12 protein-coding genes are annotated in these 16,111 nt (G+C 64.0%); 7 read left to right on the top strand and 5 right to left on the bottom strand.

Annotated features, from left to right (window positions below; genetic code table 11):
• Positions 1-60 precede the first annotated feature (60 nt).
• Positions 61-2,793 (bottom strand): TonB-dependent receptor, encoded by a 2,733-nt coding sequence (locus tag LSQ66_RS16500; RefSeq protein ID WP_231766280.1) that lies wholly within the window; start codon positions 2,791-2,793, stop codon positions 61-63.
• A 343-nt stretch (positions 2,794-3,136) separates the two neighbouring features.
• Here LSQ66_RS16500 and LSQ66_RS16505 point away from each other — a divergent pair, with 343 nt between their 5' ends.
• Entirely contained in the window at positions 3,137-4,987 is a 1,851-nt protein-coding gene (locus LSQ66_RS16505) for a glycoside hydrolase family 13 protein (protein ID WP_231766281.1), read from the top strand.
• Entirely contained in the window at positions 4,984-8,208 is a 3,225-nt protein-coding gene (locus LSQ66_RS16510) for an alpha/beta hydrolase-fold protein (RefSeq protein ID WP_231766282.1), read from the top strand. Before LSQ66_RS16505 ends, LSQ66_RS16510 begins: the two co-directional genes overlap by 4 nt.
• Here LSQ66_RS16510 and LSQ66_RS16515 read toward each other — a convergent pair.
• On the bottom strand, positions 8,186-8,635 hold the full coding sequence (locus LSQ66_RS16515) for a MarR family winged helix-turn-helix transcriptional regulator (protein ID WP_231766283.1): 450 nt from the start codon (positions 8,633-8,635) through the stop codon (positions 8,186-8,188). The genes LSQ66_RS16510 and LSQ66_RS16515 overlap by 23 nt on opposite strands.
• 86 nt (positions 8,636-8,721) lie before the next feature.
• Between LSQ66_RS16515 and LSQ66_RS16520 the strand changes: the two genes are divergently transcribed.
• From LSQ66_RS16520 to LSQ66_RS16530, 3 genes are all read left to right on the top strand, one after another.
• Positions 8,722-9,147, top strand: a complete 426-nt coding sequence (locus tag LSQ66_RS16520) for a DoxX family protein (protein WP_231766284.1) — start codon at positions 8,722-8,724, stop codon at positions 9,145-9,147.
• A gap of 90 nt (positions 9,148-9,237) precedes the next feature.
• Positions 9,238-9,546 carry a type II toxin-antitoxin system TacA family antitoxin gene (locus tag LSQ66_RS16525; protein WP_231766285.1) on the top strand — a complete coding sequence of 103 codons (309 nt, stop codon included), beginning with the start codon at positions 9,238-9,240 and terminating at the stop codon, positions 9,544-9,546.
• Positions 9,509-10,015, top strand: coding sequence for a GNAT family N-acetyltransferase (locus LSQ66_RS16530; RefSeq protein ID WP_231766286.1), 507 nt, complete (start codon positions 9,509-9,511; stop codon positions 10,013-10,015). Before LSQ66_RS16525 ends, LSQ66_RS16530 begins: the two co-directional genes overlap by 38 nt.
• Here LSQ66_RS16530 and LSQ66_RS16535 read toward each other — a convergent pair.
• Genes LSQ66_RS16535 through LSQ66_RS16545 form a run of 3 tightly spaced genes read right to left on the bottom strand, consistent with a single transcriptional unit; the run spans position 10,008 to position 13,427 of the window.
• Complete coding sequence (locus LSQ66_RS16535; protein ID WP_231766287.1) at positions 10,008-11,621, bottom strand: methyl-accepting chemotaxis protein; 1,614 nt, start codon at positions 11,619-11,621, stop codon at positions 10,008-10,010. The two genes, LSQ66_RS16530 and LSQ66_RS16535, sit on opposite strands and share 8 nt — an antisense overlap.
• A 10-nt stretch (positions 11,622-11,631) precedes the next feature.
• The gene (locus LSQ66_RS16540) at positions 11,632-12,144 is read right to left on the bottom strand and encodes a GNAT family N-acetyltransferase (protein WP_231766288.1); all 513 of its coding nucleotides are present in this window, start codon (positions 12,142-12,144) and stop codon (positions 11,632-11,634) included.
• Complete coding sequence (locus LSQ66_RS16545; RefSeq protein ID WP_231766289.1) at positions 12,141-13,427, bottom strand: amidohydrolase family protein; 1,287 nt, start codon at positions 13,425-13,427, stop codon at positions 12,141-12,143. Before LSQ66_RS16545 ends, LSQ66_RS16540 begins: the two co-directional genes overlap by 4 nt.
• A gap of 174 nt (positions 13,428-13,601) precedes the next feature.
• Here LSQ66_RS16545 and LSQ66_RS16550 point away from each other — a divergent pair, with 174 nt between their 5' ends.
• Both LSQ66_RS16550 and LSQ66_RS16555 read left to right on the top strand, forming a co-directional pair.
• Positions 13,602-14,207 carry a phasin family protein gene (locus LSQ66_RS16550; RefSeq protein ID WP_231766290.1) on the top strand — a complete coding sequence of 202 codons (606 nt, stop codon included), beginning with the start codon at positions 13,602-13,604 and terminating at the stop codon, positions 14,205-14,207.
• A 138-nt stretch (positions 14,208-14,345) separates the two neighbouring features.
• Positions 14,346-16,097 (top strand): ABC transporter ATP-binding protein, encoded by a 1,752-nt coding sequence (locus LSQ66_RS16555; protein WP_231766291.1) that lies wholly within the window; start codon positions 14,346-14,348, stop codon positions 16,095-16,097.
• Positions 16,098-16,111 lie beyond the last annotated feature (14 nt).

The raw sequence follows: 16,111 nt of genomic DNA on the forward strand, positions 1-16,111 counted from the left end.
CAAACAAAAAACCCCGCCGCTTGCGCGGCGGGGTTTTTCTTTGGCCGTTCAGTTCCGGAATCAGAACTTGTAGCTTGCGCCCAGCAGGATGGTGCGGCCGTACTTCTGGTACTCCAGCTGCTGGTTGCGGTTGCCGTTGTAGGTTTCGTAGGCGGCGTTGCGCAGGTTGTTCGCCTGCAGCACCAGGCCCAGGCCTTTCAGCGGGCCGTCGTTGAAGTTGTAACCGATCTGGAAGTCGATCACGTTCTCGCCGACGACGTAGCGCAGGGTGCGTTCCGCTGCGAAGTTGCCGATCTCACCCACGAAGTCCGAACGCTTGCGCTGCGAGATACGGGTTTCGAAGCCGTTCTTCTCGTAGTACATGGTCAGGTTGTACACGTGCTTCGACTGGCCTGGCAGCGGGATGTGCTGGCCGATGTTGGAGCCGTCGTCCTCGATCGTGATGTCGGAATCGTTGTAGCTCGCCGAAGCGATCACGCCGAAGCCGTCCAGCGCCGGGGTCACCATGTTCAGAGGCAGGGAACCGGACAGTTCCAGGCCCTTCATCTTGCCGCCGTTGCCGTTGTACGGCGCCTTGTAGTCGCCGAACTGCGTATTGGCGATGGTGCCAGGAATGAACTTCGAGAAGTCGTAGGTCTTCGTCTGCGTGAAGATGTAGGTATCCAGCTTCTTGTAGAAGAACGCGGCAGCCAGGTAGGCCTTCTTGCCGAAGTACTTCTCATACGACAGGTCGAACGCCTTTGCGCGCCATGGATCCAGCTGCGCATTGCCGCCGCTCGCACCCGGCTTGAAGGTGGTTTCGCTCACGCCGAAGTCCAGGGCGGAACGCAGCTGGTCGACGCGCGGACGTGCAAGCTGCTTGGCCAGCGCCACACGCACGGTCTGGTCGTTCTGCAGGCCGAAGGCCAGGTTCATGCTTGGCAGGTAGTCGGTGTAGGTCTTGCCGTCGTGGACAGGCTTGACCTGCTTGCCGGCAGGCGCGGTGCCATCCCAGTAGTTCGCATCGGAGAACTGCTTGGTGTGCTGCGCCTGCACGCCGATATTGCCGCGCAGGGTCACGTCGCCCAGGTCATGATCGATGTTCGCCTTGAAGAAGGCGGTGCTGATCTTCTCGGACACCAGCCAGCTCTTCGAGATCAGGTAGCTCTCGGTCGAAGTCGGCTTGAAGCTCATGTACTTGGAGACCACGGCTGGAACGTTCCATGCCGGGATGGTGCCGACACCGGCGAAGCCCAGGCCCACCGATGGATACAGCAGGTCGGACGAAATCGTGGTCGGGTTGCCCACCAGGTTGATGCCGCCTTCCGGCTGGTCCTTGGCCTTCTCGCGGTTCGCGTAGTTGAAGCCCACGTCGAAGCCGGAGAACCACTTCTCCAGTGCGCCGGTTGCCTGGATATTGGCGGCCAGTTTGAAGCTCTTCAGCTCGTCTTCCACGAACGGGGTCTTGCCGTAGCCGGAACCGTAGATCGTGCCCTTCACGTAGAGCTGGGCCGGATCGCTGTAGGTGCGGCGGGTCGGCACCATCTGCGGGAAGCCGCCGGAGGTGAACGTCAGGTTCAGGTTGTCCAGCGAAGCGGCGCTGTTGGTGGCGCCCAGCTGCAGGTTGTTTTCGAGGCTCAGCTCATCGCGCTTGGCCTTGGACCAGGAAGCGTCGGCCACCAGGCTCCAGCCGTCCATGCGCACTTCGTTGTTCCAGCCGATGGCGCGGATATCGTCGCGGCGGTTGGTGTACATGCCGCGCACCAGCGGGTAGACGTTGTTGGCGGTGGCGCTGCCAATGGCGTTGCCGTTCTTGGTGACGTTGGTGAACTGCAGGCCAGGATCGATGCCGCCGTTCCAGCCGCCCAGGTTCACTTCGAACTGGTTGGCGGTGTCTTCATGCTTGAAGATGGAAGCGTACATGTCGACCATGCTGGTCCACTGCTTGTTCGGGCGGTACTGGATCACGCCCATCAGGCCATCGCGGCGGTTGTAGCCGGAACGTGCCAGCGACTTGATGCCGTCGGTAATGGTGGTGCCGGCGGCAACGCCGGGACGGGAATCGGTCTTCCACGGTTCGTAGATACCGGTTTCCTGTGCCAGCACTGGCGATTCCAGGTGAGCGAAGCCCACGGCCACACCCAGGGTGCGGTCCAGGAACTGGTCGATGTAGCTGATGCTGAAGCGGTTGCCCAGCGCATCGGTGTTGGCGATGCGGCCGATGGAGTTCTTCTCGCCGCGCACGTTCAGCGCCACGGTGCGCTTGCCGAAGTTCAGCGGACGCACGGTCTGCAGGTCGAGGGTGCCGGACAGGCCCTGGCCGATCAGGCCGGAGTCAGGGGTTTTGTAGATGGTCACGCCGGACAGCAGTTCCGACGGATACTGGTCGAACTCCACGGAGCGGTTGTCGCCGGTGGACACCTGTTCGCGGCCGTTCAGCAGCGTGGTGGCGAAGTCGGGCGACAGGCCGCGCACGGAGATCACCTGGGCGCGGCCGGCGACGCGCTGGGCGGCCAGGCCTGGCAGGCGGGCGATCGATTCCGCGATACTCACATCCGGCAGCTTGCCGATGTCTTCAGCGGAAATCGCTTCGACGATGGAGGTGGCGTCCTTCTTGACCGAGATGGCGTCCTCGATACCGCGGCGGATGCCCGACACGGTCACGGTGGCGATCGGCGCATCGGCGGCCGGGGTGGATTGGGCCTGGGCATAGGCAGGATTAGCCAGTGCTGCAACGAACAGGGCGCAGCCAGCGGCTACCGGGCTCAGTTGCAGGGCCGTGCGCGAGCTACGCTCGGTCGCGAAAATTTTCATAAAGTCCCCTCACTCATTAATCAATTTTCCCGTAGCGCAACGACAAATCCGCTTAATTCAACTACACGGGAATCCAAGGCAAACGGACGTTCTTCTGGACGTCCTGTGGGAATTTTGTACTAAAACTAGATTCAGTGTCAATAAATGCTCCGCTCGACTACGCGAAACTACGGGCATTTGTTGGCCTTCTCCCTATGAAGGGTGCTGTTGCGTTGTATTTAGGCTACACAGATGCTTCCGGACACTTGTAGTCGAACTACACGCCACCCCGCTCAGTTTGGTGTACCATCCTTGCAAACCTACAAGTTTGTAGTTCCGCTACTAACAGAATAAGGAGACACGCATGAAGCGCACAGCGCTGGCCTTCCTGATGGCCGCCGCCCTCTCCCCCGCCGCCCAGGCGAGCGGCTACCGCATCGAGCACATGGAGCCCGCCTTCTGGTGGAGCGGCATGCAGCACAAGCGGCTGCAGCTGATGGTGCACGGCGCGCATATCGCCGACCTGCAGCCCGCGCTGAACTATCCCGGCGTGCGCATCGAAGCGGTTTCGCGCGTGGCCAACCCGAATTACCTGTTCATCGATCTGGCGCTCGCGGACAGCGCGGCGCCCGGCCAGTTCGACATCAGCTTCAGCCGTGACGGCAAAACGGCGGCCAGCTACCGCTACCGGCTCCTCGAGCGCGAGCCCGGCTCCGCCCAGCGCAAGGGCTTCGGCCCCGAGGACGTGATCTACAACCTCATGCCCGACCGCTTCGCCAACGGCGATTCCGCCAACGACAGCGTGCCGCGCCTGGCGGACAAGCTGGATCGCAAGAACGGCTCCGGGCGCCATGGCGGCGACCTGCGCGGCATGGCGCAAAGCCTGGACTACCTGGCAGGCATGGGCTACACGCAGATCTGGCCCACGCCCCTGGTGGAGAACGACATGCCGGCCTACTCCTACCACGGCTACGCCTCCACCAATCATTACAAGGTCGATGAGCGCTTCGGCAGCAACGAGGACTACCGCAGCTTCGTGGCGCAGGCAAAGGCGAAGGGCATCGGCGTGATCCAGGACGTGGTGCTGAACCACATCGGCAGCAGGCACTGGTGGATGCAGGACATGCCCATGCCCGACTGGATCAGCTACGAAGGCAAGCCTGTGATGACAGCGCACCACCGGGTCGCCACGCAGGATCCTTACGCCAGCAAGGAGGATGCGCGCAACTTCACCGAGGGCTGGTTCAGCAAGGGCATGCCGGACATGAACCAGGCCAATCCCTATGTGGCCAATTACCTTATCCAGAACAGCATCTGGTGGATCGAGTACGCAGGCCTTTCCGGCCTGCGCGTGGATACCTACGGCTACTCCAATGTGAACTTCCTCACCGAGTGGTCGCGCCGCCTCACGCAGGAATACCCCAACATCAACCTCGTTGGCGAGGAGTGGAGCAACCATGTGCCCATTGTGGCGCGCTGGCAGCGCGGCAAGCAGAATTTCGACGGCTACCGCTCCTACATGCCAAGCATGATGGACTTTCCGCTCAACGACGTGCTGCGCAAGGCCCTTTCGGACACGGATGGAACCTGGAGCCTGAAGGACCTCTACGAAACCCTGTCGATGGACTACCTGTATCCGGACGCGCACAATCTTGTGCTCTTCGAAGGTAACCACGACCTGGCGCGTACCTTCAGCGTCCTGCACGGCGATCCCGCCCTCTTCCGCATGGCGATGGCCTACGTGCTCACCGCGCCACGCATCCCGCAGCTCTATTACGGCAGCGAAGTGCTGATGACCAGCACCACCAAGGGCCGCGACGATCCATCCTACCGCCAGGATTTCCCGGGCGGCTGGGCAGGCGACAAGGTCAATGCCTTCACGGGCGAAGGCCTGAGCGCCCAGCAGCGCGAGGCGCAGGCCTTCCTGAAAAAGCTGCTGAACTGGCGCAAGGGCGCGGGTGTCATCCACCACGGCAAGACCATGCACTTCGGGCCGGAGCAGGACAGCTACGTGTTCTTCCGCTACGACGGAAAGAAGAAGGTCATGGTGTCACTGAACCGCAATACAAAGGATGTCACCCTCGACGCAGGCCGTTTCCGCGAAATGCTGGCCGGCGTGCGCAGCGGGCGCGATGTCATCAGCGGCAAGGAATATCCCCTGCGGGACAGCATTACGCTGCCTGCGCGTTCGGCATTGATCCTGGAGCTTCAATGAACAGACTTACCCAAATGATGATGCTGGCCGGGCTGCTGTCCTGCACCGGCCACGCAGCGGCGCAAGCCATGCAGTTCGGCGCCTTCGGCAAGCAGGAATCCGTCAACATCGCCTCGCCCGATCCTGCCGCGCCCTTGCGCAGCTATACCCACAGCACCAGCATGGCGCTGCGCGAAGGGGATCCGCAGTCGGTCACCTATGCAGAGCGGGCGGACCTGCCGCGCGTGCGCAGCGGTTTCCTTCCTTTCGACGGCCTCTTTGCCCTGGCCGTGAACGAGATGAAGCAGGATTCGGTTTCCGCCATTCGCGACGGCAGCTACAACGGCGGCCAGCCAATTCCTTGCGAATGCTTCGAAACGGGCGAAAAGTGGAACTACGTATGGACGCGCGACCTGTCCTACGCCGCCCATCTCGGCCTCGGCATGCTCGACCCGAAGCGCGTACGCAACTCCCTCCTGTTCAAGCTCTCCGGCTACCGCGAAGGTGCGGCAAAGCCGCCGGAAGCCGCAGGCACCGCCGACGGCCTGCAGATCATCCAGGATACCGGCAGCGGCGGCAGCTGGCCCGTGAGCACGGACCGCGTCAGCTGGGCCTTCGGCGCCGACGAAGCGCTGAAGGCCCTCCCCGCGAACGAACGCGCCGCATTTGCCGCCACCGCCCTCAAGGCGCTGGTCAACACCATCGAGAACGACCGCATTGCGGCCTACGATGCCGCCGATGGCCTGTACAGGGGCGAACAGTCCTTCCTCGACTGGCGCGACCAGACTTACGCATCCTGGATTCCGGGCGACCTCGCGAGCATGGCCTCTTCCAAGGCCCTGTCCACCAACGTCGGCCACTACAAGGCGCTGACGCTGGCCGCGCAACTGGCGCAGGAGGCAGGCGACACCGCGGTGGCGGAACGATACAAGGGCTGGGCCGCTGCGCTGAAGCTGGCAATCAATGCGGGCTTCTGGCTGAACGACGCAGGCATGTACAGCAGCCTGACCGCAGGCCACTTCGACGGCGCGCCGCTGCACAAGTTCGACTGGCTGGGCCAGTCCCTCGCCATCGTCACCGGCGTGGCGGATGCCGAGCAGGCGCGCAGCATCATGGCACACTATCCGCATGGCCCCATGGGCGCGCCCGTCATCTGGCCCCAGCAGCAGGACATGCCGGTCTACCACAACCGCGCGATCTGGCCCTTCGTCACCGCCTACGGACTGAAAGCGGCGGCCATGACGCGCAATGTACTGGTCGCCGATGCCGCGTATGAAACGCTGCTGCGCGGCGCCGCCGTCAGCGCTTCGAACATGGAGAACCTGGAGTGGCTTTCCGGCCAGACGGTGCTGCACTTCCCGGGCAAGGCAGCGCTGGACGGCCCGGTAGTCAATTCGCGCCGCCAGCTCTGGTCCGTTGGCGGCTACCTGGGCGCTGTGATCGGCACCATGTTCGGCATTTCCACCACCACCGACGGCATCGACATCAAGCCCTTCATCACCTCGCGGCTGCGGGGCGGCCTGTTCCAGGGCAGCGAAGCCATCGTCCTCGACCAGCTCGTCCTGCAGGGCAAGCGCCTGCGCGTAAAGATCGCCCTGCCGCCTGCGGAAAACAGGGCTGGATACTACTTCGTGCAGGGTGTGGCGCAGAATGGCAAACCGCTCAACATGCCCGCGAAGTGGAGCGAAATTGCAGACGACAGCCAGATCGAGGTGACGCTCGGCCAGTTGATGCCCGGCCGCCAGGAGATCACCCGTATCGGCGCGCCCGTGCTGGAGCAGGACAGCACCGTGTTCGCGCCCCATGAGCCGGTGATCGCCTCCCTGAAGCGCGTTGGCGGCAAGCCCGTTCTTGCCATTTCAGGCAAGGAGCCGCTTGCCGCAGGCACTGTTCTGCCGGACCGTGGCCGCATCGCCTACAACATCTACCGCGACGGCAAGCTGGTCGCGGAACGCATTTCGGGCAGCAGCTGGACCGACCTTACGCCGGCCCTCGGCAACGCCTGCTACGCAGCCGAAGCCGTGTTCACCGATTCCGGCAACCGCAGCCACCACAGTGCGCCCGTGTGCCTGGACCAAGGCATTGCCACCGGCGGAAGCGAAACCGTGCAGCTTGCACAGGCAGGCCGCTACGCGGTGCAGGCCCTGTATCGCAACACCGCGCACCAGATCAACCTTGGCATCACGAACGGGGTGAAGTGGCTGCGCGTACGGGATGCATCCGGCGCCACCGTGGCGGAAGGCGTGGTGCAGATGCCCCACTCTCCCGCCGACGCTAAACAGCCTTCCTACTCCACGCCCCTGTACGCCCAGCTCAAGCCGGGCCGCTACACGCTGCAGATGAGCGACTTCTACAACATGAGCTACCTGCAGTCGAATGCGGCCTATGCGGACGCAGGAGGAAAGTCCGGCGCGCGCAATCGCACCGACCTTCACGGCTACCGCCTCATGCCGCTCGCCGCACAGGAAGCGCCTGCTGCCTCGAACGGCACCGTGAAGATCGTTGACGGTTTCCGCTCGCCGCAACTGGGCAACGAGCGCAAGCTGCGCATCTACCTGCCGCCCGGCTACGAGGCCAATGCCGGCAAGCGCTATCCGGTGCTTTACATGCACGACGGCCAGAATCTGTTCGACGCACGCAGCGCCGCCTATGGCGTGGAATGGAATATCGATGAAGTGGCGGACCGGCTGATCGCCAGCGGCAAGATGAAGGAGGTGATCGTGGTCGGCATCGACAACACGCCGGACCGCATCTCCGAATATACCCCCTGCTGCGACCTTTTCGTTGGCGGCGGGAAGCTGGACGACTACGCGCGCTTCATTGTGGAGACCGTGAAGCCCTGGGCGGACAAGGAGTTCCGCACACTTCCCGACCGCGGCAACACGGCCATCATGGGTTCCTCGCTGGGCGGCATCGCTTCGGTCTATATCGCGCAGCGCTATCCGCAGGTGTTCTCCAAGGCGGGCGGCGTATCGAGCTCCTTCTGGTGGAACCAGCGCGCCTTCGTGTCTTCGCCGCCTCCGCATCTGCCGGTGCAGTTCTACATCGACGCGGGCAACGCGGCGGACGGCATCGAGGATACGAAGCTCTTCCGCGATGCGATGCTGAAGCAGGGTTACCAGCAGGGCAAGGACCTTTACTACTACGAGGACGAGGGCGGCATCCACAACGAGCAATCGTGGGCCAGCCGCGTGCACTTGCCCCTGCTCTGGTTCTTTTCTAAGAACGCGCCCCCGAAATAAGCTTGCGCAGCGCGCTGCCCAGCACGCGCTGCTCTTCCGCCGACAGGCGCGAGTCGTAAAGCTCGCCGATGGCCGCCGAATAGTGCGGCCACATTTTTTTGCGCAGCGCCTTTCCCTCCGCCGTCAGCACGGCATAGGCGCCGCGCCGGTCGTTCAGGTCCTGCTCGCGGGACAGCAGCCCCGCCGCCATCAGCCTGTCCGCCAGGCGGGTCAAATTGCTGCGCGTGAGCACCACGTGCTGCGCCAGTTCCGACATGCGCAGCCGGTGTTCCGGCGCACGTTCCAGCGCCCACAGCACGTCATACCACCCCAGCGGCGGCAGATCGGCCTCCGCCAGCCTGCGCTCGATCAGCTCCGTGAGCAGAGCATGCGCGGTCAGGAACAAGGGCCAGGACGAATCCTGCGCCGCTTCGGACGTTTTCTTCATGCGCATAATTTTAGTTGCAATTGCAATTATCTGCAACTACAATGCGATTTAGTTGCATTTGCAATTACCTTGAAAGGATGAAGATCATGCAAACTTCGAACGCAGGCCGTCCCGACCTGGCCGCCGCACTGCTGCGCGTCAGCCTGGGTGCAATGTGGATCTCGCACGCGCTGTTGAAAGTGCTGGTATTTACGATGGCGGGAACGAGCCAGTTCTTCGTGTCGCAAGGCCTGCCCGGCTGGCTGGCCTGGCCCGTGGTGGCGGCGGAAATCGTTGGGGGCGCCGCCATCCTGGCGGGCTACCGCGGCAGGCTCGTTTCGCTGCTTCTGCTGCCCGTGCTGGCGGGTGCGCTGTACGTCCACGCCGGGAACGGCTGGGTATTCACCAGCGCCGGCGGCGGCTGGGAATATCCGCTCTTCCTGATGGCGATGTCGCTGGTCCACGCCCTGCTGGGCGACGGCGCCTATGCCGCGAGCAGTCCGCAGCAGAACCCGATTGCTGCGCGGGCGTAAGGGCGCCAAAGGTGCCATTTTGACGCCTGGCGGCAAATTGGCACCAGTATGCTATTATCCTCCACATCAAGTGACGTGTGGGTTAGCCATATGAAAGCAACTACGGAACGAGAGCGTATTACTGCGCGGGTTTCCAGCTCCGTGGCGGAAACGCTGAGCGAGGCTGCCGAGTTGTCCGGAACGACCTTGAACAGCTTTGTCATTCAGGCAGCACTGAAGGAAGCGCAACGTGTGATCGACCGGGAAAAGATGATCCTTATGTCCCGCGATGATGCAGCCATGATGCTGGACCTGCTTGAGAATCCTGCTCCCCCGAATGCCGCACTGACGCGTGCTTTTGAGCGCTTCAAGAAAGCGAAATATGGCGCCGGAACTAAAACCGCTCGAAAGCGTGCATGACATAAGCAGCTTTGATTGCGGCAATCCTGCACTCAATAGCTGGCTGCAGACGACAGCGATGCAACACCAGAAAAATGGGATGTCACGGACTTTCGTCGCATTGGACGAGAAGAACCCAGGCAGGATTAACGGATTCGTGACACTGGCGGTTCGAACGTTGACAAGCAGGGAAGAACTCCCCGCCAGCATGCGCAAGAAGTTGCCGCGAACGGTACCGGGCTATACCGTAGCCCGTCTGGCTGTCGACAGGACGGCGCAGGGCCGTCATCTGGGCGAGTATCTTCTCATTGAAGCGATGGAGCGTGCATATAGCGCAGCCAAGTCTGTGGGCGGGTTTGCGCTTTTCGTTGACGCAAAAGAAGGAGCTGCCGCCTTCTACCAAAGATACGGCTTCGTCCCACTGCCGAACGATCCGGACACGCTGATTCTTCCATTCGCAAGCATGCCCGATTTCGGCGAACTTAGCTGATCAACGCCGGAAGGCGCTGCGGCGAGAGGCGCGGGGTGTCGTGGAGTTTGAAGACGGACACCGCTTCCGCCAGCGCAGCAGCCTGCTGCTGCAGGGCGTCCGCCGCCGCTGCGGCTTCCTCCACCAGCGCCGCGTTCTGCTGCGTCACGCTGTCCATCTGGCTGATGGCGCTGCTCACCTGCTCGATGCCCTGCTGCTGCTCCGAACTGGCGGAGGCTATCTCGCTGACGATGGCCGTCACCTGCTGCACGCTGTTCACCACTTCGTCCATCGTCACGCCTGCCTGACCGGCCAGGCGCGTACCCGCCTCGACCCGCTGCACGGATACGCCGATCAGCTCCTTGATTTCCTTCGCCGCGCCGGCGGACCGGTGCGCCAGGTTGCGCACCTCGCTCGCCACCACGGCGAATCCCCGCCCCTGCTCCCCCGCGCGCGCCGCCTCCACCGCCGCGTTCAGGGCGAGGATATTGGTCTGGAAGGCGATGCCGTCGATAACGCCGATGATGTCCGAGATGCGGCGCGAGGACTCGTTGATGGCTTCCATGGTCTGCACCATGTCCGACACGGTTGCCCCGCTGCGCGCCGCGATCTGCGAGGCCGCATCGGCCAGCCTGCTTGCCTCGTTGGCGTTCTCGCTGTTGTGGCGCACAGTGCTCGTGAGTTCCACCATGGACGATGCCGTTTCCTCCAGCGCGCCCGCCTGCTCCTCGGTGCGGGAAGAAAGATCCAGGTTGCCCGTGGCGATCTCGGTCGAGGCCCCCGCAATCTGCTCCGTGCCTGCGCGCACCCGGCCCACGATGCTCGCGAGGTTGTCGTTCATCTGCTTCAGTGCCGCCAGCAGCTGGCCCACCTCATCCTTCGAGCGCACCTCGACATTGCAGCGCAAGTCGCCCGATGCCACGGTTTTGGCGATATCGATGGCCTGGGACAGCGGGCGCGTGATGCCCCGCACCAGCCACACCAGAATGGCCGCGCCCAGCGCCAGCGTCACTGCCAGCATGATGCCGAGCGACATGGTGGCGCTCCTGTTGGCCTCCTCGTTATCGCGCGCCACTTCTCCCATCAGCTTGCGCGACTGTTCGCCGATGTATTCCACAATACCGTCGATCTGTTTGGTCGGCGCCCGGTCCATGCCCTTCACCAGCGCGTCGACGGCTTTTGCGCTTTCCGGATTGGCGGAGTCGTACTGCTTCAGTGCGTTCAAGTAGTTGCGTCCCAGCTCGTCGTGCATGCGCAGCGCCACGTCCACCTGCTCGGTTTTCAGCTGCAGTTTCTCCATCAGGCCGCGCAGTTCGCGCAGTTCGGCCTGGGTCTGGTCGCTGCTCTTGCGGAACGCATCGGTGTAGCGCTGCAGGGCTTCCGCGTCGCCGCCGCGCAGCAGGATGTTCTTCCACTCCTGCACCTGGATCTTGAACTCCACCTGCGAGCTGCGCGCCTTGTCCACCGCCGCGGTCAGCGTCGTCGAACGCGCCATGCCCGACTCGTTGCGCTCCTTGATGAAGGACAGCGCGCTCAATCCCTGGTAGCCCACCACCAGCACTGCCAGCAGGAAGAAGGCGCCCAGCAGCGCAAGCCTGAAACCAATCTTCAGATCTGAAAATTTCATCTCGCTCCCCTTAGAAGGTGATGCTGTACAGATTCGTTCCCGGATCGGTGTCGCTCGTATGGATGACGCGCACGAATTTCAGGCCGAGCTTCTGCAGCAGGTAATTGGACGCCTCGTTCTTCGGCGAGGTAATCCCCAGCAGTCTTTTCAGGCCTATATGGTCTCGGGCATGCGCCACCACGGCAGTCGCAGCCTCGTAGGTATAGCCCTGGCCGTTGTAGCGCGGCAGGATGGCATAGCCGATATCCGTATCCGGCAGGCTGTCGCGCTTTATCAGGCCGCAGAGCCCCATGGGCGTGCCGTCTTCCGTGCGCTCCATGACATACAGCGAATAGCCGAGGCGTTCCTGCATTGCCACCGGTCCGCTCATGATCGCTTCGCGCGCTGCCTCCAGGGTGCGGATGCCCTTGTCGCCGATACCGGCCAGCCAAGTTGGATTATTCACCAGTTCGAAATAGAACGGCGCGTCGTCCACGCTGATCACGCGCAGCGTGAGGCGCGCGGTGGAGATCACGGCGCTCATGCCTGCCCCGCGCGGTGAAGGCGGAAGTCGGCCTGGGACGGACGCCCGGGCAGCGCAAGCTTTGCGACGGCGCGCGGCGATTCGGCCACCACCTCCCCGCGCCGCATCACCATCCTGCGCGCCGCCCGCAGGCGGATCGCTTCAACCGGATCGGCTGCATCGAGCATCACCAGGTCCGCATGGCAGCCCTCTTCCAGGCCGTAGCTTTCCAGGCCCAGGATGCGCGCGGGCGTTTGCGTCACCGCGTCGAAGCAGGCGCGCATGGCCTGCTGGCCTGTCATCTGCGCCACGTGAAGGCCCATATGCGCCACCTCCAGCATGTCGCCGGAACCAAGGCTGTACCAGGGGTCCATCACGCAGTCGTGGCCAAAGGCCACGTCGACGCCAGCGGCCATGAGCTCGGGCACGCGTGTCATGCCGCGCCGCTTGGGATAGCTGTCGTGCCGTCCCTGAAGGGTGATGTTGATGAGAGGGTTGGCGATGGCCGCCACGCCGCCTTCGCGGATCAGCGGCAGCAGCTTGCTTACGTAGTAGTTGTCCATCGAGTGCATCGAAGTGAGGTGGGAACCGGCCACGCGGCCGTGCAGGCCGAGGCGGTTGCTTTCGGCCGCCAGGGTTTCGATATGGCGCGACAGGGGATCGTCCGACTCGTCGCAATGCATGTCCACGCGCAGGCCCTTGTCCGCCGCGAATTCGCAGAGCAGGCGCACGGACTCGGCGCCGTCGGCCATGGTGCGTTCGAAATGGGGAATGCCGCCCACCACGTCCACGCCCATGGCGATGGCGCGTTTCAGGTTGGCGAAGGCGGTGGGGCTGCGCAGCAGGCCGTCCTGCGGGAAGGCGACGAGCTGCAGGTCGAGATATGGCGCCACGCGGCGTTTCACTTCCAGCAGGGCCTCCACCGCCAGCAGGCGGTCGTCGCATACGTCCACGTGGGTGCGGATGGCGAGCAGGCCGCGCGCCACCGCCCAGTCGCAATACTGCATGGCGCGCTCCACGAGCGCATCCTGGCTCAGCGAAGGTTTGAGTTCGCCCCACAGCGCGATTCCCTCAAGCAGGGTGCCTGACTGGTTGACGCGCGGCAGGCCGTAGCTGAGCGTGGCGTCCATGTGGAAGTGGGCGTCCACAAAAGGCGGGGTTACCAGATCGCCTTCCGCGTCGAACTGCTGCCGCGCCTGCACGGGGAGGCAGGGGCCGATCGCGGCGATGCGCCCGGCATCGATTGCGATATCGATGCCTTGCCTGCCGTCCGGCAGCGTTGCGTTCCTGATGACAGCATCCATCCTCTTCCTCCGCTCGCGTCGATGGATGATTGTAGGCATCGCGCGCCCCTTCGTGCAATGTTGCGCTGCATTAATTTTGATGCGAAGTAAGCGAAAAACGCTTTGCGCCGCGACCAATCCTGACTAGAATGGGATATTGCATCGCACCATTTCTAACCGTTCGCAGGAGAGAGTATGTTTCCGATTCCCGAGCAGTTGTCCCAGGCAGCCAAAACGCAATTCGAAACCCAGTTCGATATCCTGAACCGCCTTGCCAGCAAAACCTTCGAAGGGGCGCAGAAAGTCATCGCCCTCAACCTGAGCACCACCCGCACCACGGTCGAGCAGGGCTCGGAGGCGGCGCGCAGGCTGTTCGAAACCCGCGATCCCAAGGAGTTTTTCAGCACCGATGCGGCCAAGGCGCCCATCGATACCGTGCTGGCTTACGGCCGCGAGCTGTTTACCATCGCCAGCCAGACGCAGGCCGAGCTGCTGCAGACGGCCAAGGAGCAGCTGAGCGCCGCCCGCAGCGCCAACGAGGCGGTGCGCACGGCCGCGGCGGCCGCCCCCGCCGAGGCAAGGAAGACGGCCCAGCTGGTGGTGGAAGCCGCGCAGCCTGCTGCCGGGAAGGCGGCCGACCTGGTCGCCGCCGCCACGGCTTCCGCACCCGCCGCCGCGCCCGTGGAGGCGGATGAGGAAGTGGTCCACGCCAAACCGGTGAAGGCCAAGCCCGCCGCGGCGGCCAAGGCGGTGTCGGAGGCGGTGACTTCCATTCCGGTAGCCGCGAAGCCGCGCAAATAAGCTTCGCTGACTGTGTTCGGTGACGGGCCTCGTCACCGGGGACAGACCCCGTCCGGGGTCGGTCCCCTCTGCTGCGTCTGCGCCCTGTCAACAAATCTATCCTGATGTATCCTAGCGGGCTCACTGCAAGGATATTTCATGAGTTTATCGAGGCTTATCGGCGGCTTCGTGCGTTCGCATTGGCGCGCCTATGCCGGTTCGGCTGTCATGCTGACCGGCGTTGCCATCATCGGCATCTGGATTCCCCGAAAAATCGGCTCCATGGTGGACGACCTTGCCGCCCACCGTCTTGGTCCCCATGAGCTGCTGACCGGCGTCGGCCTCCTGCTCCTGGTCGGACTGCTCAACTACGCCCTGCGCGTGGCCTGGCGCATCCGCCTCTACTCGGCCGCCTACCAGCTGGGCGTGGAGCTGCGCACGCGCTTCTACCGCCGCCTTTCGCGCCAGGGGCCGGCCTTCTATCAGAAGCAGCGCACCGGCGACCTGATGGCGCTGGCCACCAACGACATCGACGCCATCGAAATGGCGGCGGGCGAGGCGGCGCTGGCGGGTTTCGACGGCTCGCTCACGCTGGCCATGGTGCTGGGCATGATGCTGCTGGGCGTGGACTGGCGCCTCGCCCTCGTGGCCCTGCTGCCCTTCCCCCTGATGGCCTACGCCTTCTGGCGCATTTCGAGCCACATCCACACCGCCTCCGCCGATTCCCTGAAGCGCTTCAGCGCATTGAACGAACATGTGCAGGAGACCCTCTCCGGGGTGCGCACCCTGCGTACGCTCGGCCTGGAACAGCGCAGCAGCGCGCGCTTCTCCGAACTGGCGGGGCATGCCGCCCAGGCCAACCTCACCTCCCAGCGCTGGGAGGCCGCCTACGAACCCGCGTTCGGCCTCACGCTGTCCGCGGCGGCCGTGCTGTCCCTGGGCTACGGCGGCTACCTGGTATGGAACGGCCAGCTCTCCATCGGCGCGCTGACCAGCTTCAGCATGTATCTGAGCCTGCTGATCTGGCCCATGTTCGCGGCGGGCTGGGTGCTGTCGCTGATCGAACGCGGGCGCGCAGCCTGGGCGCGGCTCCAGCCCATGCTGGACGAGCCGCTCTCCATCGACGACCGCGGCACCGTCACGGCATTCGAGCCGGGAGAACTGGTGCTGGACGATATCACCGTGGCTTACCCCGGCCAGACCACGCCTGCGCTCTCCGGCCTGTCGCTCACGCTCAAGCCGGGACAGACGCTTGGCCTCGTGGGGCCGACGGGCGCGGGCAAGTCCACCCTCCTGCGCGTGCTGCTGCGCCAGCTCACGCCGCAGCAGGGCGCGGTACGCTGGGGCGGACATGCCCTGGAGGAGTACAAGCTGGCCACGCTGCGCGACGCCATCAGCTGGGTGCCGCAGGAATCCTTCCTGTTCTCGGCCAGCATCGCGGAGAACATTGCGCTGGCGCGGCCGGAAGCGACGCGCGCCGAAATCGAGCACGCCGCCGACCTCGCAGCCATTCACGACGACATCCAGCTCTTCCCGCAGAAGTACGAGACCGAAGTGGGCGAACGGGGCATCACCCTCTCGGGCGGCCAGCGCCAGCGCGTGGCGATTGCGCGCGCGCTCCTGTCCGATAACGATCTCCTGCTGCTGGACGATGCCCTGTCGGCCGTCGATACCGGCACCGAGACGCGCATCCTGGAACACCTCGAAGAGCTGCGCCGCGCGCGGCCCGAACGCAGCGCCATCATCGCCAGCCACCGCCTGAGCGCCGTGGTGGACGCGGACCGCATTGTGGTGCTGCGCGATGGCCGCATCAGCGAGTCGGGCACGCATGAAGAACTGCTCGCCCTGAACGGCTGGTATGCCAGCCAGTGGCGCTATCAACAACTGGAGGCCAGCCTCGATGCAGCCTGAGACCCAAGACAAGC

The sequence above is a fragment of the Massilia endophytica genome, assembly GCF_021165955.1.
GTDB lineage: Bacteria > Pseudomonadota > Gammaproteobacteria > Burkholderiales > Burkholderiaceae_D > Rugamonas > Rugamonas endophytica.

Coding starts and splice junctions, on each gene's coding strand:
- LSQ66_RS16530 (WP_231766286.1), top strand. CDS start 9,509: ATGGCGCCGGAACTAAAACCGCTCGAAAGCGTGCATGACATAAGCAGC.
- LSQ66_RS16525 (WP_231766285.1), top strand. CDS start 9,238: ATGAAAGCAACTACGGAACGAGAGCGTATTACTGCGCGGGTTTCCAGC.
- LSQ66_RS16535 (WP_231766287.1), bottom strand. CDS start 11,621: ATGAAATTTTCAGATCTGAAGATTGGTTTCAGGCTTGCGCTGCTGGGC.
- LSQ66_RS16555 (WP_231766291.1), top strand. CDS start 14,346: ATGAGTTTATCGAGGCTTATCGGCGGCTTCGTGCGTTCGCATTGGCGC.
- LSQ66_RS16500 (WP_231766280.1), bottom strand. CDS start 2,793: ATGAAAATTTTCGCGACCGAGCGTAGCTCGCGCACGGCCCTGCAACTG.
- LSQ66_RS16520 (WP_231766284.1), top strand. CDS start 8,722: ATGCAAACTTCGAACGCAGGCCGTCCCGACCTGGCCGCCGCACTGCTG.
- LSQ66_RS16515 (WP_231766283.1), bottom strand. CDS start 8,635: ATGAAGAAAACGTCCGAAGCGGCGCAGGATTCGTCCTGGCCCTTGTTC.
- LSQ66_RS16550 (WP_231766290.1), top strand. CDS start 13,602: ATGTTTCCGATTCCCGAGCAGTTGTCCCAGGCAGCCAAAACGCAATTC.
- LSQ66_RS16505 (WP_231766281.1), top strand. CDS start 3,137: ATGAAGCGCACAGCGCTGGCCTTCCTGATGGCCGCCGCCCTCTCCCCC.
- LSQ66_RS16545 (WP_231766289.1), bottom strand. CDS start 13,427: ATGGATGCTGTCATCAGGAACGCAACGCTGCCGGACGGCAGGCAAGGC.
- LSQ66_RS16540 (WP_231766288.1), bottom strand. CDS start 12,144: ATGAGCGCCGTGATCTCCACCGCGCGCCTCACGCTGCGCGTGATCAGC.
- LSQ66_RS16510 (WP_231766282.1), top strand. CDS start 4,984: ATGAACAGACTTACCCAAATGATGATGCTGGCCGGGCTGCTGTCCTGC.